Raw genomic sequence first — 20,965 nt, 5'->3', positions numbered from 1 at the left:
TGGGAGTCAGGGTGTCCGGGGGTTCCGCAGAGGCGGTCTACCACTGCAAGAAAGTGCCATTCGAATGCTGAAATCGACCGGCGTTCTCGGGGGTGAGGTTGTCGATGTTTTTGATCAGTCCGGCGGCGGCCTGTTCCGGGGTGATGTAGGTGTGCTCGCCGGGGAAGTCCTTGGTCAGGTCGGTGGCGACCATGCCCGGATGGAGCATGAGCACGCTGATCCCGTTCTTGGACAGGTCGTGGTGCAGGTTCAAGCCGGCCATGTTGGCGGCGGCCTTGGAAATCCGGTAGCTGTACATGCCACCGGAGGTGTTGTCTCCGAGGGATCCGACCCGGCTGGTGACGATGCCGACCTTCGCGCCCTCGTTGAGCAACGGACGCACTGCTTCGATCGTGCGCAGCGGTCCGAGGGTGTTGATCTCGATCTGTTTGCGGACCAGGTCGTAGTCGATCGACCCCAGTTCGTCGAGCCACATGACCCCGGCGACGTGGAAGACTGCGTCGAGGTTCGTGTCGGCCGCTGTCAAGCGCTGCGCGAGCGCGTCGACCGATTCCTGTGATGTGACATCGACGTTCGGCTCGACGGTGATGCCGTCGGCGGTGAGGTCGGCGCCGTCGAACAAGCAGGCGGCGATGACGTTATCGCCGCGCTCGTGCAACTGGCGGACGATCGAGTGCGCGATGCCCTTGTCGGCACCGACAACCAATACTGTGGACATAGTGTCTTTTCCTTTCAGGCAGTGACGCCGACAACGGCGCTCTGCTCGGATCCGATGATGTTGGTAGCCGCAAGCTCGGCGATTTCTTCAGCAGTGAACCCATATTCGGCAAGAATTTCGGCATTGTGCTGGCCGAGTAGCGGCGCTCCGCGTGGCGCTTCCGGAACGGTGCCGAGGAACCTCGCGGGAACCCGGGCTTGCCGCACGCGTCCGGCTACGGGGTGAGTCGATTCGACAATAATTTCGGCGGCTTTGACCTGCGGGTGTTCGATGACCTCTGCCCGCGTGAGAATGGGCGCCGCTGGCACGTCGAAGGTGTCGAGCACGGTCAACCAATCAGCTGAAGTCCTGGTCAGGAGTACTTCCTGGATCAACTCAAGGCGCTCGTTGATGTGCTTCGACCGACCCACCGGGGTGGAGAACCGCTCGTCCTCGATCCACTCGGGGTGACCGAGTGCCTTGCACATGCTCTGCCACTCGCCGTTGCTGTTCGTGGCGACGGTGATGTAGCCGTCCGCGGTCTGGTAGATCAAGTCGATGAAACTCCCGCCCTGCGCCAGCGGCACGGGCTGGTCCGGGAACGTGTAGGCGCCCATGTCCGATGCCCACAGGAACGACAGCACCGCCTCGAGCATCGACAGGCGAATGTGCTGCCCCTCCCCGGTGCGTTCCCGAGCGAACAGTGCAGCCGAAAGTGCTTGGGAAGCAACAATGGCGCTGAGTTTGTCGGGGAGGATCGTGCGGATCAGGCGGGGTCGTTCCTCATCGGAGCCGGCCTGCACGGTGGTCAGGCCGGTCAGGGCCTGAATCAGCGAATCGTAGACCCGCTGGCCGGAGGCGGGGCCGCGTTCACCGAATCCGCTCATCGAGAGATAGATGAGTTTCGAGTTGAGCGGGGCGAGGTCGTCGTATCCGATGCCGAGGCGCTCGACGACGCCCGGCCGGAAGTTCTGCACCACGACATCAGCGGTGGAAACCAGCTTCTTCAGCACCGCAACGCCTTCCGGCGTCTTCAGGTCGAGGGTCAGGGACCGCTTCGACCTGTTGACGTTGACGAACATCGCCGACATGTCGCCGGAACGATTAGGCAGGGAGCGGACGTGATCGCCCTTGCCCGGCACCTCCACCTTGACGACGTCCGCGCCCTGGTCGCCGAGGATGTCCGTGGCCCAGGGGCCCGACATCATCGAACACAGGTCGACGATCTTGATTCCGGTCATGGGGCCGCTCATGAAGGGCGCCTTTCTGTCGAGAGAAGTACTTCGGGGGTTCACGTGGCCAACAGCCAGATCTCGTTGCTCAGTGTGGCCTGCCTCACGCATACTATTGAGCTTTCTTTCACGAGTCAATTGTTTGTTGCAGATTATTTTCATCAGTGAATAGATGCGTGCGCATCTATATGCCGTTCTTTCGCAGGATCGCCTGCGTGGAGGTGCCGGAGGTGATCACTCACCCGAGTTGGTCGTCAGGCCGAATACCGACGGCGAGCTGGAGAACGCGTCGCAATCACGGCGCCGGGGGCATGCACCGATCGAGGCGACGGGATCCGCGGAAGAGGTCTCGGGACAGCGCGGGACAGCGCACACTCGTGGCCGCGGTATGGAGGCCACAAGGAAGTTCCAAACCCGCGTCCACGAACTTGAAATGTCGGGGCCGGGGCCGTTTGCGCGGAGCGAGGGTGCAGCCCCTGCGGCGACGTCGGCAGGGCGCAGCGGCACGACCAGTCGTACAGAGAGCAAGGGTGCCTGCGTGCGGCGGGGACCACCGTCCTGTCCGTAGGCGTCGACGGGCGTGCTGGCGGTACCGGGAGTGGCCGTCCGGGCGGTGTCGGCCATCTACGAGAGCGCCACCGCAAGGACAATCTGGGTGGGTCGACGTGATCATGGTCGAGCCGATTCGCGCGAAGGAGTGCCTGGATGACATCAGTCCACGGGCGACGAACCGCCGTGGCGATCGAGCCACGCCTCGTGACCATGCGTGATGACGCCCAGCGCGAGATGAAGTGCGTCCCCCAGGTCAGAGTTCGGACGCCTGCAGCGAGTACGTCACCGACGCGCAATGACCGTCGCGCTCGACTCGTCACCCAGTCACGAACATTGGTACCGCGCAGAGCCACTCGATGCGCCCATCAACTTCGACAAGCCAAGGTCCACGCATATTCGAGAGCCTTCACCCGAATACATCGGCAATCCGCCAACTGGTGGATTGCCGTCGGACTATTCGGTCTCAGTTAGCCACGCCCCGGGTCCTCGAAGTGGGCGAGGAGGAGTTTGAGGAGCCTGCGAAGCTCGGTGTCATCGTCTTCGCTCACAAACGCGAGGAGTTGCGCCTCGTGACCCAGGATGTCGGAGGCGACCTCGTCGATGAGTTGGACACCACTTCTGGTCAATTGCACGTCGACGCGACGACGGTCTTGTGGGTGAAAGCTCCGTTTGAGCAGACCACTGCGCTCGAGTTTGTCCAGGCGGTTCGAGATACCCGCCGGGGTTATCAGCGCGGCCTCGGTGAGTTGCCCGGCCGTCATCCGATACGGCTTGCCGGAGCGCCGCAGCATTGCCAAGAGGTCGAGCGTCGCACGATCGGTTCCTAGCTCCACCAGGCGTTGACTGCGTTCGCGCTCCAGGTATCGCGCAATACGCCAGATCCTCGAAACGATGCCCACTGAACTGACGTCGATATCCGGCCGTTCACGTACCCATGCCTGCTCGATGCGATCGACGCCATCATCTCCAGCCACGTCCCGAATCGATGGTGCTTCGACGCCCATCCCACACCCCATGTCACTTGAATTGATCAGCTCGGGACTATTCACTGCTAAGTAGTTTTGCTTGAAAGTTTACACGTGCACCTGGGACTGGCAACATTGCAGTCGCGGTCCGACCAGATGTCAACACATTTCGGCAGTATTGGGCGTTGATCAGCAAGGTCGCGAATCTGATCAACATGACCGCAGAGACGCCCGATTCGAGCCACCGGTGTGCGTCGAGCATCGCCGGCGGCCTCCAGCGACAGGCAGGCTGCAGTGTCGGTATCGAATCGCCGCACACACGGCGTACCTTCACCTCAATGTGGGGCCGCTCGACATGACGCCTCAAGTGACCGAATGCCGGGCATCCTGCCGCGGAAATGCGCGTTCTGCGTTCGTCGCGCTCGACTATTGTATGGTCGATTCTCGGTGACGATCTACGCTCCACGAGCCACTGCAGTCCGATCCGCGCCTGATTCCGGTGAAGAACTACTTTGTGGCACTGCGCTTTACGTGGGCGTGCCACAGGAACGAACTCGGTGGTTCGTGGTGTGCAGGACTTGCTTCCGTGGCGTGTCTGGTTCACGATCTACCCGTCGTTGCGCGCCGTCTGTTGCGGGGCGCCTTCGCCACACACGATTGAATTCCGTCTAGCGTTCGCCGGTACCCCTTTGGAGTGGGCGCGGTGGGCAAGTTAGGACAGCTGATGACTACTTCGGTGATCGTTGCCGGTGCCCGGACCCCTATGGGTCGGTTTATGGGGGCTTTGCGGGATCTGTCGGGTTCCGACCTCGGTGGCGTCGCGATTCGGGGAGCCCTGGACAAATCTGGAGTGCCCGCCGCGCTGGTCGAGTACGTGATCATGGGTCAAGTGCTCACAGCTGGCGTCGGCCAGATTCCGGCCAGGCAGGCGGCGGTCGCGGCCGGAATCCCGATGGACGTGCCGGCGCTGACAGTCAACAAGGTCTGTCTGTCGGGCATCGACGCGATCGCGTTGGCCGATCAGTTAATCCGTGCCCGGGAGTTCGAGGTGATCGTCGCGGGTGGCCAGGAGTCCATGTCACAGGTTCCGCATCTGCTGGAAAACGCGCGAGCGGGCTTCAAGTACGGCGATGCGACGATCCGCGATTCCATGGCATTCGACGGGCTGTACGACATCTTCACAGATCAGCCGATGGGGAATCTGGCCGAGGTGAAGAACGGGGAGGCCGATCATCGAATCTCTCGCTCCGAGCAGGACGCGTTCGCGGCGGCGTCACATCAGAATGCGGCGCGGGCGTGGAAAGACGGGCGGTTCGACGACGAAGTGGTGACGGTAACGGTTCCGCAGCGGCGTGGAGGGGCGGTGGAACTCGCGCAGGACGAGGGGATTCGCGCGGATACCACCGTGGAGTCGCTGGCGAAGCTGAGACCGGCGTTCAGTGTGGACGGAACAATCACCGCCGGGTCCGCGTCACAGATTTCCGATGGTGCGGCCGCGGTCGTGGTGATGAGTAGGGCCAAGGCGCAGGAGCTCGGGCTTGCATGGATCGCCGAAATCGGGGCGCACGGCGTCGTTGCAGGTCCCGACTCGACCTTGCAGTCACAGCCCGCACGGGCGATCACCAAGGCGTGCGCGAGGGAGGGCATCTCTCCGGAAGATTTGGACCTGGTGGAGATCAACGAGGCCTTCGCGGCGGTGGGAATCGCCTCGACGCGCGAGCTCGGGTTGGATCCGGCGCGGGTCAACGTCAATGGCGGAGCAATTGCGCTGGGCCATCCGCTGGGCATGTCCGGGGCGCGGATCACCCTGCATCTGGCTTTGGAGTTGCAGCGCCGCGGCGGTGGTGTCGGGGCTGCTGCCCTGTGTGGTGGAGGGGGGCAGGGCGACGCCCTGATTATCCGCGTCCCGAAGAAGTAGAGACATACGTCCCCTCAGCGAAAGGTTCGAACATGAATATTCAGGAGACCGCAGCACTGGTCACCGGAGCCGCCTCCGGCCTCGGCGCCGCCACCGCCAAGCGTCTCGCCGACGCCGGAGCCACCGTGTTCGGACTCGACCTGCAGCAGTCCATCGAGCGCGCCGGCGACAACGTCCCCGACGGCGTGACCCTCCTCGCCACCGACGTCACCAGCGGCGACGAGGTCCAGGCCGCGATCGAGAAGATCGTCGAGTCGGGTCTGCCGCTGCGCATCGTCGTCAACTGCGCCGGCGTCGGCTGGGCCGGCCGCATCCTGTCGAAGAAGGGCCCGCACGACCTCGAACTGTTCCGCACCGTCATCACGGTCAACCTGCTCGGCACGTTCAACGTCATGCGCCTCGCCGCCGACGCCATCGCCAAGACCGACACCGTCGACGAGTCCGGGCAGCGCGGCGTCATCATCAACACCGCGTCCGTCGCCGCGTTCGAGGGCCAGATCGGCCAGATCGCGTACTCCGCATCCAAGGGCGGCGTGCACGGCATGACCGTCCCCGCCGCCCGCGACCTCGCGCAGTTCGGCATCCGCGTCAACACCATCGCCCCCGGCATCATCGACACCCCGATGCTCGCCGGCGTCACCGACGAATACCGCAAGGGCCTCGAAGCCGGCGTCCCGTTCCCCTCCCGCCTCGGTCAGCCCGCCGAATACGCCCAGCTCGCCCAGATGATCGTCGAACACGACTACCTCAACGGTGAGACCATTCGCATGGACGGCGCGCTGCGCATGGCGCCGCGGTAGGCGGCTGGCTCGCGAGAAGGGCTCGGGCGCCCTTCCTGCCCTGCGACGGTGACGCGATCGCAGGGCTCCGGAGTTGCCCATTCGCACAGCCATCGCCGACGGGCCCCTGGTCTCTGGACCAGGGGCCCGTCGGCCTGCGTCGAACAGAGAGTCACGCTCCCGGCGCGCGAAGCAGCCTCCCTTCGTACGCGCGCTCCTCCACTTCACGAACTATTTCTCAGGCAAACACTAAACTGAAATAACTATTGACTCGTGAAATATTGGGGACAATACTGATTACATCAGGTTAAGAAGCGGCAGATCATTGGAGCTGGCCGCCCGGAGGATCGGAAAATCCGGTGAGTGCGACATTCGAACCCGCAATTCGGTGGGAAAGACGATCAACCATCGCGGCAGACGACGGGGTTCCGCTCGTGACCCGCGAGTACGGCCCCGAAGCGGCACCCTTGACCGTCATCTTTGCGCACGGTCACTGTCTGAACATGCAATCGTGGGAGCTGCAACGCGCCTTCCTTCAGAGCACCTTCGGGTCAGAGATCCGGCTGGTCTTCTACGACCAGCGCGGCCATGGCGAGTCCGGGGCCGCAGCGCCCGACACCATGACGATCGAGCAACTCGGCCAGGATCTCGACTCCGTCATTCGTGCGGTGGGGGGCAATGCACCGATTGCATTGGTAGGGCACTCCATGGGCGGGATGAGCATCCTCAGCTGGGCCCGTCAGCACCCGGAAAAGATCGGGTTTCCCGTGGTCGCCGCCGGCCTCATCGCGACCGCCGCAAGCGAGCTCATCGGGTCCGGTATCGCTCGTAGCCTGAGCAATCCGCTGGTACTCGCGGCCACGACCGTTGCCCGGCACGCTCCTTGGATTCTGGGTGCCGGACGTGTCGTCGCCGGGAAAGCATGCGAACGCGTAGTTCGGCATGCAGCCTACGGTCGGGCCCCGATCCACCCGCGCCTGGTTACCTGCGCCAACACGTTGATCAACGACACCGCATCCGCGACCATCCTCGGGTTCCTTCCTGCCTTCACGCATCTGGACGAAACGGCAGGAGTGAAGGCACTCGCAGCGATCCCGGCGATGGTGCTGTGTGGGTCAGGGGACCTGATGACGCCGTATGCGCATTCGCAGAACATTGCGGACCAGCTACCGCTCTCGGAACTGGTGCCCGTCCCAGACGCCGGACACATGGTGATCCGCGAGCGAGCAGCCGTCGTGTCCGAGGCCATCGTCAGACTGCTCACGCGCGTTCGGGCCGCGCGGGAGCCGTACGCGCCCGCCGCTGTCGAGCCCGCTTCCGTCGGGGCCTAGGGTCTCGACGGACACATACGGGGAGCCGCCGGTGGACCTGGGGACCTGGGCGGCTTTCGACGCATCGACGTGCCAATCCCGTCGCACCGCGCCGCCGTGGGATGGGGTTCGCCGGCGCCACGACCGGCGAGCTGGTCGACGAGGGGCGTGGGCGGTTCGGGGTAGCTTCGAGCACGCAAATCTTGCTCTGGTGTATTTTTTAGCCGTGAACTTCTCTCTCGTCGTAGACTGCATCCATGCGGCTTCGAGGATCACATGACTGCTGAGATTTCGACGGCGGATTCGGACTCGATCGACGACGGTGTCGATCGGGTTGAGCAGGCATGGGCGCGTGAACGCCCGGACATCGACGTCAGTTCCGTGGGAATCGTGACCAGGATCTGGCGCATTGCACGGCATTTGGAGCGCGAACGTGTCGAGCGTTTGGCCGAACTCGGCACCGACAGGGTCACACTCGATGTCCTCGCGATGCTGCGGCGTGCCGGAAAGCCGTATCGGATGACGGCCGGGCGCCTTTCCGAGGCGGCACTGATTACTCCCGGGGGGATCTCGAACCGGCTGGACAAGCTCGAGCGCAGCGGACTGGTCAAGCGGAGCTTCCACCCGAAGGACCGTCGTCGGGTGGATGTGCAATTGACGAGGAAGGGTGTCAAGCTCGTCGATGAGGTCGTCTCCGACATCATGGATCACGAGTCTCGGCTCTTGGAGATCCTGGCCGGCGACGACCAAGCGGAGCTTCGGCGGCTCCTCAAGATCCTTCTGGCTCAGTTCGAGGATCCCGCGGTGGGGCTGGAGACCGACTGAGCCGGATCCTCGGGGCCTAAGCCGAGCGCGGTTCGGCGCAGCACGTCCATCCCGACGCTGCCGACGGCCAGAGCTCGGTCGTGAAATTGCCGCAGATCCGATTCGGGGTTGCGCCGGAGATAGTCGTCGCGCAGTTGCTGCCATAGTCGCTGACCCACGGCGTATGACGGAGCTTGGCCGGCCCATCCCAGGTACCGGTCGTGTTCGTGCCGCCGACTGATCTCGTCCAGTACGCAATGCTCGGCCAGAAACTGCCACGCCTTGCCAGGATCCCACGACAGATGCCTCCGCCCAGACAACTCGGGGCAGGCAGTTCGCAGTGAAGACCGATATCGATCACTACCCGCGCGGAGCGCAGACGTTGTGACTGGAGCATTCCCATACGGTCAGCCGGGTCGTCCAGCAGACCGAGGTCGACCGCCAGCGTCTCGGCATACAAAGCCCACCCCTCCCCGTGCCCGGAGGTGAAGTTCGCCAGGCGGCGCCATCGATTGAGCTCGTGCCCTCGCGCCATGGCGGTGCCGACCTGCAGGTGATGTCCTGGGACGCCTTCATGGAACACGCGGGACGTTTCGTGCCAGGTGTGAAAGCGGTCGACTCCGGCGGGTACCGACCACCACATGCGTCCGGGGCGAGTCAGTTCTTCGTCGGGGCCGGTGTAGTAGATACCACCGGTGCGGGTCGGGGCGATCCGGCACTCGAGTCGCTCGATCTCACGCGGGATCGTGAAATGCGTATCCTGCAGGTTCGCCAGGGTTCGGTCGGAGAGGTCCTGCATCCACCGTTGTAATGCGTCGGTGCCATGCAGCGTGTACCGCGGGTTCGCATCGAGTAGCTCGAGTACCCGCGATATGCCGGCCCGGGGTGAGAGCGTCGGCGGTCCGTTGCTGGGCGGACACGATGGACGCCAGGGTGGCCCTCCCCCACTCGTACGTCTCTTCCAGGTCGATGCTGGTCCCGATGAAACTTCGCGACCTGAGTCGGTAGACGTCCTTGCCGACACTGTCTTTTGTTCCCGTGTGGGGGGCGATTTCGGATTCGAGGACCTCCGCGAGTGCGAGATAGGACCGGGATGCCGAGCGGGCGGCCTTGACGAGGTCGCGCCCAAGGGGTGAATCACCGTCCGGTCCCCTGTGGATCAGGCCGTCGAAAGCGACGGGCGACAAGCGGGCATGTTCGATCCCACATTCCACCTGCCGGATCGGGATACGATGCGCAGTTCGTTGTCGGGCGCGGAGGGCTTCTGTGTAGCTTTCGATCGACCGGGGAACCTGTGTCAGCCTCGCCACCAGAGTCCTCCAGTCGTCGTCGGTGGCTGTGGGCTGAAGGTCGAAGACACGACGAATGCTCTGCAGGGGCGAGCTGATCACGTTGAGTTCGCCGACGAGTAGATCCGCATCGGACAGCGCGAGGAATGAGTCGATCCGCTCGAGCATGGCAGCGATGGTGACCGCATCAATGGTGTCCTGCGGTGGTATCTGCTGCAAGCGTCGCCGCGCCGCGCGTGCGGCGCGCACCCGGTCGGCGATACCGTCCGGTGAATAGTCGGTCACCTGGTCGTCGAAGCCGTGTACCCCGATGCGGGTCGCCTCCACCGGGTCCAGTTCGCAGCACGCGATCAGGTAGTTCTCTGCGATCCGGTCGACGAGTGTGGGAGTCCGGACGGGGGTGTGCCCTTGCGGGGTCTCATTGGTGTCCGAGCTGCACTGGTCGGGCGATTCAGCAGGCATCGGTCACGGTGCCGCCACGACCGCAGCGTCGAGCCGTGCGAACGCGTCGGTTTCGATGTCCCCGTGCACGTGTGCGGGGGCCAGTCCGTGCTTGGTGTAGCGATCGATGTAGGTCGCAACCGTTCCCGCGGCGAACGAATGGGTCGGGTGCCGGCGTAGGTGCAGCTCGACCACGCCGAGCAGGAGCTTTGCGGCGTCCCGCAGTACCGGGTCGTTGAGTCCGTCACGCGCGGCCGTCACCCAGAGGTCCTGCGTATCCGGGAGCAGGTCGATCAGTTCCGCGGCAACTCGTTCTTCCATTGCGGTCGAGGCGACGAGGACCGCGGCGGAGCGGCAATCCGACTCCAAGGCATCGATCATCCGGAACTCTAGCCAGCCGCGAGGCCGGATCGGCGGAAACAGTGTCGTCAGGTGGTAGCGCAGATCGTCCTCGGTCGGCCAGCCTGCCGGGTGCCCTGTTGTCATCCAGTCGGCGAAGGTCAACCCGGGCGGAACGCTGGTCCCCAGATCGCCGCCGCGGATGAAGAACACATCGGCCGCGAGAGCATATTGCGCCCAATCCGTTCCGGGTTGATCACTCACCGGGACCGGTGCCGTCCGCCCGGGGTCGATCCCATTCCAGATCGCTTGCCGTACCGATTGCCAGCGTTGCCCGTCGGGACCGATACCGGGAGAATTCGCGAAGGCCGCGACGAGGACCGGGCCCATCTTGTTCGCCAGTACCCAGCGCAGGTTCCGGCCGTCGGGATGGTGGCTGATGTTGATCTGCACCGATGCGGTGTTCGTCATCATCCATGTCCCTTCCCGGCCGCGGTGCGCGTAGAAGCTCTCCATCGCCCGATACCGGGGGAGGTCGAGGATCCGGTGCGGGGGACGGCGGTCGTCCACTGCGAGGTCGGTCGGAATCAACCCATGCGCTCGTAGCCGATGGTGAAGAATCACGGCGTCTTCGTTGATTGCGCGTAGCGTGGCGGGCCCCGATTCGAGCGGCGGACCAGACAGTTCGATCTGCCCGCCCGGCTCGATCGTGATGCGGCTGCCGTTCGGCAGGGGACGGTTCATGATGGGCAGGAAGTCGGCGGGTTCGGGGCGTGAGAGGCTGCCTCGCTTGTGCACCGGCCATTCAATCTCGACGCCGACGAGGTCCGCGCCACCGGGTTCGAATGCTTCGCGGGCGACCGCGTATGCCCTCTGGATCGTCAGTGTAGGGCGAGAACTGGTCATGTCACCAGGTCCTTTCGTCGTCGATACTATAGCGGGAAAACATTTCACGTCGAAACAATTGACGAGCAAGAGATATCTCCATACTATGGAGTGAAGCACATCACAACAAGCCCCAGTTTGTGTCGCTCGACACTTCGCAAAACTGTCTTCTACCAGGTGAAAGGTGCCCTTCATGAGCGGCCCCATGACCGGAATCAAGATCGTCGACCTGTGTTCGATGATGTCGGGCCCCTGGGCCACGGACATCCTCGGCGACCAGGGCGCGGACGTCGTCAAGGTGGAGGTGCCGGGCAAGGGCGATCACGTCCGCTCCCTGCCTAATCGTTCCGGCGACATGTCGGCGATGTTCGTCAACGTCAACAGGTCGAAGCGGTCCCTGACCCTCGACCTGAAGACGCCGGAAGGCGTTGCGGTGCTGAAGAAGCTGGTTTCCACCGCTGATGTCGTGGTGCAGAACTTCCGGCCGGGCGTCGTCGAGCGCCTCGGCATCGGATACGACGACCTCGCCCCGCTCAACTCGAAACTCATCTATCTCTCGATGAGCGGATTCGGTGAACGCGGCCCCGCCTCCGGCCAGCGGGTCTACGATTCGCTGATTCAGGCCCTGACCGGCCTGACCACCGTGCAGGCCGGCTCCGATGAGGAACGACCCCGCCTGATCCGCACGATCCTCCCCGACAAACTGACCGCAGTCGTTGCAGCGCAGGCTATTTCGGCGGCACTGTTCGCCCGCGAACGCACCGGGGAGGGCCAGCACATTCGCCTGTCGATGCTCGAGGCGGTGCTGTCGTTCCTGTGGGCATCGGACATGGGCGCCTACACGTTCCCGGACCAGCCCGTGCCGCTGGCGCAGGGCGGGAGTTTCATCGACTTGATCTACCAGACCGCGGACGGCTACATCACCGTCGCCACGAACAGCAACGGCGAGTGGCAGAGCATGTGCAAGGCACTCGGTCACCCCGAGTGGATCGAGGACGAGCGGTTCTCCACCCCGGTGGGTCGATCGAAGCACATCAATGAGCGTCTGGAACTCATCCAATCTGTGCTGCTGGACAAGATCTCTGCCGAGTGGTTGGCGCTGCTCGACGAGTTCGACGTACCGGCCGCACCCATCCTCACGCGGGCAGAGGTCATCGAACACCCGCAGGTCAAGGCCGCCGAGATCATCGTCGAATCCGAGCACCCCGCGGCAGGGCGTGTGCGGCAGGCCCGTGTTCCCGCGCGGTTCCTGGGCACCGTCCCGGATGCACCCAAGGGTGCGCCGCTGCTCGGCCAGCACAACGCCGAGATCCTCGCAGAAATCGGCTACAGCAACGACGACATCGCTTCGCTCGCTGCACAGAAGATCATCGGAACCGAGCAGGACGCCACCGCCGGCGTCCTCGCCTGAAAGGAAGTTTGGACAGTGTCCACAGTATTGGTCGTCGGTGCCGACAAGGGCATCGCGCACTCGATCGTCCGCCAGATGCACGAGCGCGGCGATAACGTCATCGCCGCCTGCCTGTTCGACGGCGCCGACCTCACCGCCGACGGCATCACCGTCGAGCCGAACGTCGATGTCACATCACAGGAATCGGTCGACGCGCTCGCTTCACGGCTCGCTGCAGCGGGTACCAAACTGGACGCCCTGGTCCATGTTGCCGGGGTCATGTGGCTCGACGAACTGGGGTCGATCGACTACGACCTGGTCCGCAAACAGATCGAGATCAACACCCTCGGACCGCTGCGGACCGTGGAGGCACTGCGGTCGCTCCTGCAGCCCGGCGCGAAGGTCGGCATCGTCACCAGCCGGGTCGGATCCCTCGGAGACAACACCTCCGGTGGCATGTACAGCTACCGGATCTCCAAGGCCGCCGCCAACATGGCCGGACAGAACCTGCACCACGACCTGTCCAAGAACGGGATCAGCGTGCTCATGCTCCATCCGGGCATGGTCGCCACCGACCTGACCAAGGACTTCCCCGGCGAGCACACCTACATCACCCCGGAACAGGCCGCCGCCGGACTGATCAAAAACATCGACAACCTCACCCCCGAGAACTCGGGCCGGTTCCAGCACTCGGACGGAACCTTCCTGCAGTGGTGAGCAACAGCTCGCACCCTGTTCGCCAGTGAATCTCCATCCCATCGAGACAGAAGGACGTCACACACGATGATCACCGTCTACGGATATGTTCCCGCCTGGGGGATCCCGGACATCAGCCCGTACGTCACGAAGGTAGTCAACTACCTGAAGTTCACGGGTGTCGAGTTCGAGCACAAGACGCAGGACCTTGCGACCCTGGACGAGGACTCGCCCCACGGCAAACTTCCGTACATCGTCGACAGCGACGGAACCAAGGTCGGCGACTCCAACACGATCATCGCCTACCTGAAGGACAAGCACGGCGACAAGCTCGATGCGGATCTGAGCAAGCAGGAGCTTGCCCTGGCTCTCGCGTTCAATCGGTTGATCGAGGAGCACCTGTACTGGAGCGGCATCATCCAGCCGCGCTGGCGTGAGGACAGCGGGTGGGAGACCTACATCCCGTACATCGTTCAGGGCGCCGAGGTGACCCCGGAGATGCGCGAAGGCCTGGACGGGTTCCGGGGCCGGATCCTCACCGAGTTCGACGGCCAGGGTATGGGCCGGCGTAGCGCGGAGGTCGTCGTCGAGTTCTTCCGGGCGGATATCGATGCCCTGTCCGACTTCCTGGCCGACAAGGACTTCTTCCTCGGCGACAAGTTGCATTCGATCGACGCCTCGGTGTATTCGACGCTGCGGCACATCGCCGACCAGCCGCAGCAGTGGCTCGGATCCGGATATGTCCAGTCCAAGGCGAACCTCGTGGACTACATGGACCGCATCCGCAAGCAGTACGACATCTAACTCGCCGGTAATCGACTGTCTTGGAGCATTGTTCGATGATTGATCTCTACTACTACACAAGCCCCAACGTGCGGAAGGTGCTCATCGCGCTGGAGGAATTGGGACTTGACTACCAGATCGTCTGGACCGACATCAGTGAGGGCGATCAGTTCGAATCGGAGTACGTCGAGATCAATCCGAACAGCAAAGTGCCGGCCATCGTGGATCACGATGGCCCCGGTGGCCGGCGCTTGGCGATCTTCGAATCCGGTGCCATCCTGCTCTACCTGGCGGAGAAGACTGGTCGCCTGCTCCCCGAGGATCCGATCGCCCGCCAAGAAGTGTTGTGCTGGCTGTTCTGGCAGGTGGCCAACCAGGGACCGATGGCCGGACAAGCCGCCCACTTCGTCTCGCATGCCCCGAATCAGGGAATCGACAACCCGTACGCCCGAAACCGCTACGCGGGCGAGGTGGCCCGCCTCTACCGCGTCATGGATGACCGGCTCCGTGATCGCGAGTACCTCGCCGGCGAGTACTCGATCGCGGACATCGCGACCTTCCCGTGGACTCGGGTGGCCGCCGGGCACGGGGTCGATGTCGCCGACTACCCCAACGTCAAAGCGTGGGCCGACCGTATTTCTGCCCGACCCGCCGCCAAGGTCCGGATCTCCGACCCGCGCGAGGAGAAGGCCCGAAACCACGTCTACAGCGCGGAACAGTTCAAGACCCTCTTCCGCCCGGAAGGAAGTCAACCATGAGTATCACCGCAGATTCTCTGTCCAACATCACCCCACCTGGGCTGACCATCGACGGAGAGATCACGACTACCGCAGCGGTGATCCCCGTGATCAACCCCGCCACCGAGTCGGCCTTCATCGAGGTTCCGGACGCCGGAGTCGAGCACCTGGACGCCGCGGTCTCTGCCGCTCGGCGCGCCGCCAAGCACTGGGCTACGCACGACCTCCCCTTCCGACAAGGCATCGTCCTTCGCCTGGTCGACCACGTGCGTGCCAACATCGACGAACTGGCCCGTCTGGTGACCCTCGAACAGGGAAAGCCGTTGGCGAAGGCCGCCGGCGAGATCGAATCGGGTCTGCGTGGTCTCGAGCGGTATGCGAGCTGGGACATTCCTGTCGAGGTCATCCGGGACAACGCCGACGAGCTGATCGAGGTGCACCGCGCACCGGTCGGGGTCGTCGGGGGCATCACCGCCTGGAACTATCCCCTCCTGCTGGCGCTGTGGAAGATCGGCCCCGCCCTGATCACCGGCAACCCGATCATCGTCAAACCCTCACCCCTGACCCCGGTGGCCACCTTGCGCCTGGGTGAGCTCGCGCAGCAGATCCTCCCCCCGGGTGTGTTGCAGGTGCTCAGCGGCGGCGACGATCTCGGCCGGGCGATGACGGCTCACACCGGGATCGACAAGATCACGTTCACCGGGTCCGAACGCGCGGGGAAGTCGATCATGGAGGGCGCCGGCGCGACCCTCAAGCGCCTGACCCTCGAACTCGGTGGCAACGATCCCGGCATCGTCCTCGACGACGTCGACGTGGCGTCGATCGCGGCGGATCTGTACTGGGGCGCCCTGTCGAACTGTGGTCAGGTCTGCGCTGGCCTCAAGCGCCTCTACGTGCCCCAGCACCTCGCCCCCGCGATCGAAGAAGCTCTGGCCGAGGTCGCCAAGGGGGTGAAGGTGGGCAACGGGCTCAACGACGGGGTCGACATGGGCCCGGTCCAGAACGCCGCCCAGTTCGCCAAGGTGCGTGGCTATGTCGATGATGCGGCCCACCGCGGCGCCGACGTGTACTTCCGCGGTGAGGTGCCCGAGGGCCCCGGCTACTTCCACCCGGTCACGTTGGTGCGCGGGGTCGACGACTCCGCGCCCCTGGTTGGCGAGGAACAGTTCGGCCCGGTCCTGCCGATCCTGACCTACACCGACATCGATGATGTGATCGCACGGGCCAACGACTCCGAACTCGCGCTCGGCGCCTCGGTGTGGTCCTCCGACGAACAACGCGCGACCGAGGTCGCCGAACGGGTCGAAGCGGGCACGGTCTGGGTCAACCAGCACCCGATGCTCTCCTCCGATGTGCCGTTCGGCGGCGTCAAGCAGTCCGGCCTCGGAGTCGAGCAGTCCATCCACGGGGTCCTCGAGTACACCAACTACAGAGTGCTGCGGGTCAAACGATGACCGCGGCACCGAACAATCCAGCTGAACCGAACCATCCAGAAGATCACCGCCCATACCGTCACAATGGAAGGCGCACAATATGCTATTGAACCGGGACGATTGGTACGACATCTCGCGAGACCTCGACTGGGAACTGAGCTACGTCGATCCGGCGGTGGCGTTCCCGACGAGTTGGAGCGGTGCGGGGGACGTACCGAAGGAGGCCTGGGACAAGTGGGACGAACCCTTCCGGGTGTCGTACCGCGACTACGTCCGTATCCAGCGTGAGAAGGAGTCGGGCGTCAAGGCTGTCAGCAGCGCCCTGGTGCGTTCCGGCACCTACGAGAAGCTCGATCCCGCGCACGTCGCCACGACGCACCTACACATGGGCACCACCTGCATGGTCGAGCACATGGCAGTGACCATGCAGAGCCGATTCTGCCGGTTCGCGCCGTCCCCGCGCTGGCGCAATCTCGGCGTCTTCGGGATGCTCGACGAGACCCGCCACGCCCAGCTCGATCTGCGCTTCTCCCACGATCTGCTCAAGCAGGATCCGCGTTTCGACTGGTCGCAGAAGGCGTTCCACACAAAGGAGTGGGGTGTCCTGGCGGTGAAGAACTTCTTCGACGATGCGATGCTCAACGCCGACTGCGTCGAGGCAGCGCTGGCGACGAGCCTGACCGTCGAACACGGATTCACCAACGTCCAGTTCGTCGCATTGGCCGCCGACGCCATGGCTGCCGGCGACATCAACTGGTCGAACCTGTTGTCCTCCATCCAAACCGATGAGGCACGCCACGCGCAGCAGGGCTTCCCCACCCTGTCCATCATGATGGAGCACGACCCCGCCCGCGCGCAGAAGGCACTCGATGTCGCCTTCTGGCGGTCCACCCGGCTGTTCCAGACGTTGACCGGGCCGGCGATGGATTACTACACGCCCCTCGATCAGCGCAAGATGAGCTTCAAGGAGTTCATGCTCGAGTGGATCGTCAACCACCACGAACGGATCCTCGAGGACTACGGGCTGAAGAAGCCCTGGTATTGGGACCAGTTCCTGTACTCGCTCGAGAACGGCCATCACGCCATGCACCTGGGGACATGGTTCTGGCGCCCGACGCTGTTCTGGAAGCCGAATGCCGGCGTCTCGAAGGACGAACGGGAATGGCTGCGGGAGAAGTACCCCACCTGGGAAGAGAACTGGGGTGTGATGTGGGACGAGATCATCAAGAACGTCAACGATGATCGGATCGAGGACACTCTGCCGGACACGTTGCCGGCGCTGTGCAACCTCACCCAGCTCCCGTTGGGATCGGCGTTCTCCCGGCACGATCTCGCCGACCACAGCTTGACCTACAAGGGTCGGCTCTACCACTTCGATTCCGAGATCTCCAAGTGGTGCTTCGAGCAGGACCCCGAGCGCTACGCCGGCCACCAGAACTTCATCGACCGCTTCATCGACGGTCAGATTCTCCCGGCCGACCTCGCCGGTGGGCTGCTCTACATGGGTCTGACCCCGGACGTGATGGGAGACGATGTGTATGACTACGCCTGGGCGAAGGACTACCTCCCGTCGAAGCCCGCACCGGTGGAGGAGTCCGTTGAACGCGAACCGATCTCGATCTGAGCTCGAACTTCACTCGATCGGCAAGGAGAAGAACTGATATGGCACCGTTTCCCATTACCGGCCGTTTCGTCGGCGATTTCGTCCCAGTCCTCGTGGCCGTGGATACCGACGACACCTGGGATCAGATTGCCCGCAAGGTCGCGTTGCATTCGGTGGGCCGGCGGGTCCCGAAACCTGAGGTGAGCCCTGGATACGACGTGCTGGTGGACGGCACCGTGATGACGTCCGACGCCACCTTCGGCGAACTGCTCGGCACGCGCACGGTCCCACCGTTGCAATGGGTCGACGTTCGATTCCGGGAGCAGGTGGGTTCCGATGGCTGACGAGCTCGGCAACGACTTCGTCGACCTGGTCGCCGAGGACGAACTGTGGGACGACGAGATGGAATCGTTCGACGTCGGGGACGACGAAGTGCTCGTGGTGAAGGTGAACGGTGAGGTCCGCGCGTACGACGGAATCTGCCCGCACCAGAGCATCTCGCTGGTCGAGGGGGAATTCGAGAACGGTGTCGTCACCTGCCGCGCACACGAGTGGCAGTTCGACGCGCTGACCGGTGCCGGGGTCAATCCCCGAGACACCTGTCTGCACAAGCACGACGTCCGAATCGTGGACGGTGTCATTCAAGTTCGCCTCAAGTCGCCGGCCGCGGCGCATCACTGACCGTAGGAGTTCACACTCATGACCATTGTCGACATGGATGCCTCGGACGAGTCGTCCCCCGACCTTGTGGGTCCGGTCATCCGGGCCGGAAACCTTGCGGAGGCGGTGATCGATGCGATCGAGGAGGACAACCCGGGACAGGACGTGCTGGTGCTCGACCGCGAGGACTACGTCCGCATCCACACACGCGGAGCGTGCCGCCTGACGCAGTCGAGCTTGGAAAAGCACTTCGGCCAGAGTTGTCAGCTGGCCGCGCTCGAGATCGATATGCCCTCGTTCAAGGGGCGCCTCAAGACTCGCACCGATGAATACGTCTGGTTCTTCGAGAACTCGGGACAGGAGAAGTCATGACCAACAAGACACCGCGGTCCCGTTCGCGCGGGCTCAAGACTTGGAGTGCGTTCGGCAATCTCGGGCGACGGCCCACCGAGTACGAAGTGCTCACGCACAACATGAACCACACCACCGGGCCCGTGCCACTCGAAATGGGACCGGACGTTCACGGAAACGTGTGGCTGCGCGAGCACCGTGACTCGATGAAATTGACGGTCGCCGACTGGGATAGCTTCAGGGATCCCGATACCGTCACCTACGGCAGTTATGTTGCCGACCAGGACGATCAGGAGACGTACGTCGAGGGTTTGATCGCCCAGTTCGACGGCGAAGGCTCCGACGAGACGCTTTCGGATGAGGCACTGACCCTGCTGGTGCGGGCCCTGACCCCGACGCGGTATGTCGCGCACAGCCAGCAGATGTTGTCCGCCTACGTCCAGCAGCTCGCGATCAGTAGCTATGTCGCCAACTGTGCCGCCTTTCAGACCGCGGACCAGCTCCGCCGGGTGCAGCTCACCGCGTACCGCACGACCCAGCTGCAGTTGACGCATCCCGAACGCGGCTTCGGTACCGCGGAGAAGGAATTCTGGACCGAGCGCCCCGATTGGCAGCCGATTCGGGCCGCATTCGAATGGGCCCTGGTGGAATTCGATTGGGACCGAGCATTCGTCGCCACCAATCTGGTGACCAAGGCGATTGCCGATCAGCTCTTCCTCGTCCAGCTCCGGCGCCAAACCGCTCGTGTGGGAGCGCGATTGGACTCGCTCATTCTGGAGAACCTCTGGCGTGACAGCTTGCGGAGTCAGCGCTGGTCGGTAGCACTGGTCGAATTCATCGTCGCGGCTGACCCCGGCAATCTGGATGTGCTTCAGGGTCATTTGAGCGAATGGTCCGCACGCGGGAGCGAGATGATCGAGGCCGGCGCCCGGATCGTCGCGTCACCGAGTGGAGCGTCCGCGGACGAGATTGCCACCGCTGTCCGCCAGGACTGGCACTCGTTCCTCGACTCCGTCGGTCTGCGGGCTGAAACCGATTGAGATCTGAGACCATGACTGTCACAGTGAACTTCAGTGGGTACGAGGGACCGGTGACGTGCGGGCCCGAAGAGACACTTCTTCGGGCCGGCCTCCGGGCCGGACTGGCCCTGCCCTACGAATGCGCCAGCGGTGGATGCGGCAGTTGCCGCGCGCAACTCGTGGACGGGGAGGTCAAGACCCTCTGGCCCGACGCCGCGGGACTCTCCGAACGTGATCGCCGACGCGGCAATCGGATCCTGATGTGCCAGTCGATTCCCACGGCCAACTGCACAGTCAAGGCACCGATACTTGACGGGCCGACGGTGAGCCGAGAGGCAGTGCCCGAGCGTGTGACTGCCCGACTCCTGGGCCGGGAAGCGCTGACCCCCGACACCGCTCTGTTCACCCTCGACTTCAGCTCACCCATCGACTTCCTGCCAGGGCAGTTCATGCTCCTGGAATCACCGGACGGGGTTCGGCGGGCCTACTCGATGGCGCACCCCGCCGACGGTGCCGGCTCCACCACCGTGGAATTCATCATCCGCGCCAAGCCCGGCGGCGCGGCATCGAGTTGGCTCTTCGAAAAGGTCCAGGTGGGCGAGGAAATCCTCGTCGAAGGACCGTACGGGCGTGCATACGCACAACCGGGGTCCGAGCGTCCGGCGGTGTGTATTGCGGGCGGCACCGGGCTGGCACCGATCCTCGCGATCACCGAGGAACTTCTCGTCGAGAACCGGGCGCGGCGGGTGGACCTGTACATCGGTGCACGTATGGCCGGGGACATCGTTCTCCTCGACCGGCTCGCCCGCTTGAACGAACTGGGTGCCCGTGTCGCCGTCTCGGTCGAAGATCCCGACCTCGCTGGCAACGAGCCAGCGGGATGGGACGTGTTTGACGATTCCCGGGTAGGGCGGGTGATCGACCACGTCGCCGAAGACTGGACCGATCTCAGTGATCACGACATCTATCTCGCCGGCCCTGCCGGACTGGTCGACGCGGCGTTGCGAGCGCTGGTGCGCGAGCGTGGGGCCTCCGCGGACCGGCTGTTCTTCGACCGTTTCATCGCCTGAACGCAGTACCCC

At 63.9% G+C, this 20,965-nt stretch carries 21 protein-coding genes and 1 pseudogene; 15 read left to right on the top strand and 7 right to left on the bottom strand.

All coding sequences use genetic code 11. From position 1 onward, the window contains the following. Positions 1 to 37: 37 nt before the first annotated feature. The 3 genes from JVH1_RS41630 to JVH1_RS41620 all read right to left on the bottom strand — a co-directional run bounded on the left by JVH1_RS41630 (position 38) and on the right by JVH1_RS41620 (position 3,485). Positions 38 to 718: an SDR family oxidoreductase gene (locus JVH1_RS41630; protein WP_009476182.1), complete on the bottom strand. Its 681-nt coding sequence runs from the start codon at positions 716 to 718 to the stop codon at positions 38 to 40. A gap of 14 nt (positions 719 to 732) precedes the next feature. Beyond that, positions 733 to 2,091, bottom strand: coding sequence for a CaiB/BaiF CoA transferase family protein (locus tag JVH1_RS41625; RefSeq protein WP_371113177.1), 1,359 nt, complete (start codon positions 2,089 to 2,091; stop codon positions 733 to 735). A gap of 857 nt (positions 2,092 to 2,948) precedes the next feature. Then, positions 2,949 to 3,485, bottom strand: coding sequence for a MarR family winged helix-turn-helix transcriptional regulator (locus tag JVH1_RS41620; protein WP_009480635.1), 537 nt, complete (start codon positions 3,483 to 3,485; stop codon positions 2,949 to 2,951). 685 nt (positions 3,486 to 4,170) lie between these two features. Here JVH1_RS41620 and JVH1_RS41615 point away from each other — a divergent pair. From JVH1_RS41615 to JVH1_RS41600, 4 genes are all read left to right on the top strand, one after another. Further along, on the top strand, positions 4,171 to 5,364 hold the full coding sequence (locus JVH1_RS41615) for an acetyl-CoA C-acetyltransferase (protein WP_043782928.1): 1,194 nt from the start codon (positions 4,171 to 4,173) through the stop codon (positions 5,362 to 5,364). A gap of 32 nt (positions 5,365 to 5,396) precedes the next feature. Beyond that, a complete protein-coding gene (locus JVH1_RS41610; RefSeq protein ID WP_009480632.1) occupies positions 5,397 to 6,164 on the top strand; it encodes an SDR family NAD(P)-dependent oxidoreductase in 768 nt (255 codons plus the stop codon). A 338-nt stretch (positions 6,165 to 6,502) separates the two neighbouring features. After that, positions 6,503 to 7,474, top strand: a complete 972-nt coding sequence (locus JVH1_RS41605; RefSeq protein WP_009480631.1) for an alpha/beta fold hydrolase — start codon at positions 6,503 to 6,505, stop codon at positions 7,472 to 7,474. Positions 7,475 to 7,729: 255 nt separating this feature from the next. After that, positions 7,730 to 8,278, top strand: a complete 549-nt coding sequence (locus JVH1_RS41600) for a MarR family winged helix-turn-helix transcriptional regulator (protein WP_043782923.1) — start codon at positions 7,730 to 7,732, stop codon at positions 8,276 to 8,278. Here the strand turns inward: JVH1_RS41600 and JVH1_RS41595 are convergent. From JVH1_RS41595 to JVH1_RS41580, 4 genes and pseudogenes are all read right to left on the bottom strand, one after another. Then, complete coding sequence (locus JVH1_RS41595) at positions 8,239 to 8,577, bottom strand: DUF885 family protein (RefSeq protein ID WP_337461935.1); 339 nt, start codon at positions 8,575 to 8,577, stop codon at positions 8,239 to 8,241. The two genes, JVH1_RS41600 and JVH1_RS41595, sit on opposite strands and share 40 nt — an antisense overlap. A gap of 77 nt (positions 8,578 to 8,654) precedes the next feature. After that, positions 8,655 to 9,086: pseudogene (locus tag JVH1_RS41590) on the bottom strand (DUF885 family protein); the annotation flags it as partial. Beyond that, positions 8,992 to 10,008 carry a DUF885 family protein gene (locus JVH1_RS41585; RefSeq protein ID WP_009480627.1) on the bottom strand — a complete coding sequence of 339 codons (1,017 nt, stop codon included), beginning with the start codon at positions 10,006 to 10,008 and terminating at the stop codon, positions 8,992 to 8,994. The pseudogene JVH1_RS41590 and the gene JVH1_RS41585, both read right to left, overlap by 95 nt. A gap of 3 nt (positions 10,009 to 10,011) precedes the next feature. Further along, positions 10,012 to 11,301: a glutamate-cysteine ligase family protein gene (locus JVH1_RS41580; protein WP_009480626.1), complete on the bottom strand. Its 1,290-nt coding sequence runs from the start codon at positions 11,299 to 11,301 to the stop codon at positions 10,012 to 10,014. 103 nt (positions 11,302 to 11,404) lie between these two features. On the opposite strand from JVH1_RS41580, the gene JVH1_RS41575 reads away from it, so the two are divergent. The 11 genes from JVH1_RS41575 to isoF all read left to right on the top strand — a co-directional run bounded on the left by JVH1_RS41575 (position 11,405) and on the right by isoF (position 20,953). Then, positions 11,405 to 12,622, top strand: coding sequence for a CaiB/BaiF CoA transferase family protein (locus tag JVH1_RS41575; RefSeq protein WP_371113173.1), 1,218 nt, complete (start codon positions 11,405 to 11,407; stop codon positions 12,620 to 12,622). A 15-nt stretch (positions 12,623 to 12,637) separates the two neighbouring features. Continuing rightward, the gene (locus JVH1_RS41570) at positions 12,638 to 13,318 is read left to right on the top strand and encodes an SDR family oxidoreductase (protein WP_009760402.1); all 681 of its coding nucleotides are present in this window, start codon (positions 12,638 to 12,640) and stop codon (positions 13,316 to 13,318) included. Positions 13,319 to 13,384: 66 nt separating this feature from the next. Further along, a complete protein-coding gene (locus JVH1_RS41565) occupies positions 13,385 to 14,101 on the top strand; it encodes a glutathione S-transferase C-terminal domain-containing protein (protein ID WP_009760401.1) in 717 nt (238 codons plus the stop codon). A gap of 35 nt (positions 14,102 to 14,136) precedes the next feature. Then, positions 14,137 to 14,838 carry a glutathione S-transferase family protein gene (locus JVH1_RS41560; protein ID WP_009760400.1) on the top strand — a complete coding sequence of 234 codons (702 nt, stop codon included), beginning with the start codon at positions 14,137 to 14,139 and terminating at the stop codon, positions 14,836 to 14,838. 77 nt (positions 14,839 to 14,915) lie between these two features. After that, entirely contained in the window at positions 14,916 to 16,271 is a 1,356-nt protein-coding gene (tadD, locus tag JVH1_RS41555; protein ID WP_157173998.1) for a non-phosphorylative glyceraldehyde 3-phosphate dehydrogenase TadD, read from the top strand. A gap of 79 nt (positions 16,272 to 16,350) precedes the next feature. Continuing rightward, the gene (gene isoA / locus JVH1_RS41550; protein ID WP_009760398.1) at positions 16,351 to 17,874 is read left to right on the top strand and encodes an isoprene monooxygenase oxygenase subunit alpha; all 1,524 of its coding nucleotides are present in this window, start codon (positions 16,351 to 16,353) and stop codon (positions 17,872 to 17,874) included. A gap of 38 nt (positions 17,875 to 17,912) precedes the next feature. After that, a complete protein-coding gene (gene isoB / locus JVH1_RS41545; protein WP_009760397.1) occupies positions 17,913 to 18,197 on the top strand; it encodes an isoprene monooxygenase oxygenase subunit gamma in 285 nt (94 codons plus the stop codon). Further along, the gene (gene isoC / locus JVH1_RS41540) at positions 18,190 to 18,534 is read left to right on the top strand and encodes an isoprene monooxygenase ferredoxin (RefSeq protein ID WP_009760396.1); all 345 of its coding nucleotides are present in this window, start codon (positions 18,190 to 18,192) and stop codon (positions 18,532 to 18,534) included. Before isoB ends, isoC begins: the two co-directional genes overlap by 8 nt. A gap of 18 nt (positions 18,535 to 18,552) precedes the next feature. After that, positions 18,553 to 18,885 carry an isoprene monooxygenase effector protein gene (gene isoD / locus JVH1_RS41535; protein WP_009760395.1) on the top strand — a complete coding sequence of 111 codons (333 nt, stop codon included), beginning with the start codon at positions 18,553 to 18,555 and terminating at the stop codon, positions 18,883 to 18,885. Further along, positions 18,882 to 19,904 (top strand): isoprene monooxygenase oxygenase subunit beta, encoded by a 1,023-nt coding sequence (isoE, locus tag JVH1_RS41530; protein ID WP_009760394.1) that lies wholly within the window; start codon positions 18,882 to 18,884, stop codon positions 19,902 to 19,904. The genes isoD and isoE overlap by 4 nt, the downstream gene beginning before the upstream one ends. 11 nt (positions 19,905 to 19,915) lie before the next feature. Continuing rightward, positions 19,916 to 20,953, top strand: a complete 1,038-nt coding sequence (isoF, locus tag JVH1_RS41525) for an isoprene monooxygenase reductase (protein WP_009760393.1) — start codon at positions 19,916 to 19,918, stop codon at positions 20,951 to 20,953. Positions 20,954 to 20,965 lie beyond the last annotated feature (12 nt).

Origin of the sequence: Rhodococcus sp. JVH1 (assembly GCF_000280725.2) — a bacterium.
Classification (GTDB): Bacteria; Actinomycetota; Actinomycetes; order Mycobacteriales; family Mycobacteriaceae; genus Rhodococcus_F; species Rhodococcus_F jostii_A.
The sequence above is the reverse complement of the archived record's forward strand: the minus strand, read 5'-3'. Positions and strand labels throughout refer to the sequence as shown.

Coding starts and splice junctions, on each gene's coding strand:
- JVH1_RS41630 (WP_009476182.1), bottom strand. CDS start 718: ATGTCCACAGTATTGGTTGTCGGTGCCGACAAGGGCATCGCGCACTCG.
- JVH1_RS41625 (WP_371113177.1), bottom strand. CDS start 2,091: ATGAAAATAATCTGCAACAAACAATTGACTCGTGAAAGAAAGCTCAAT.
- JVH1_RS41620 (WP_009480635.1), bottom strand. CDS start 3,485: ATGGGCGTCGAAGCACCATCGATTCGGGACGTGGCTGGAGATGATGGC.
- JVH1_RS41615 (WP_043782928.1), top strand. CDS start 4,171: ATGACTACTTCGGTGATCGTTGCCGGTGCCCGGACCCCTATGGGTCGG.
- JVH1_RS41610 (WP_009480632.1), top strand. CDS start 5,397: ATGAATATTCAGGAGACCGCAGCACTGGTCACCGGAGCCGCCTCCGGC.
- JVH1_RS41600 (WP_043782923.1), top strand. CDS start 7,730: ATGACTGCTGAGATTTCGACGGCGGATTCGGACTCGATCGACGACGGT.
- JVH1_RS41585 (WP_009480627.1), bottom strand. CDS start 10,008: ATGCCTGCTGAATCGCCCGACCAGTGCAGCTCGGACACCAATGAGACC.
- JVH1_RS41575 (WP_371113173.1), top strand. CDS start 11,405: ATGAGCGGCCCCATGACCGGAATCAAGATCGTCGACCTGTGTTCGATG.
- JVH1_RS41565 (WP_009760401.1), top strand. CDS start 13,385: ATGATCACCGTCTACGGATATGTTCCCGCCTGGGGGATCCCGGACATC.
- JVH1_RS41560 (WP_009760400.1), top strand. CDS start 14,137: ATGATTGATCTCTACTACTACACAAGCCCCAACGTGCGGAAGGTGCTC.
- isoA (WP_009760398.1), top strand. CDS start 16,351: ATGCTATTGAACCGGGACGATTGGTACGACATCTCGCGAGACCTCGAC.
- isoB (WP_009760397.1), top strand. CDS start 17,913: ATGGCACCGTTTCCCATTACCGGCCGTTTCGTCGGCGATTTCGTCCCA.
- isoC (WP_009760396.1), top strand. CDS start 18,190: ATGGCTGACGAGCTCGGCAACGACTTCGTCGACCTGGTCGCCGAGGAC.
- isoD (WP_009760395.1), top strand. CDS start 18,553: ATGACCATTGTCGACATGGATGCCTCGGACGAGTCGTCCCCCGACCTT.
- isoE (WP_009760394.1), top strand. CDS start 18,882: ATGACCAACAAGACACCGCGGTCCCGTTCGCGCGGGCTCAAGACTTGG.
- isoF (WP_009760393.1), top strand. CDS start 19,916: ATGACTGTCACAGTGAACTTCAGTGGGTACGAGGGACCGGTGACGTGC.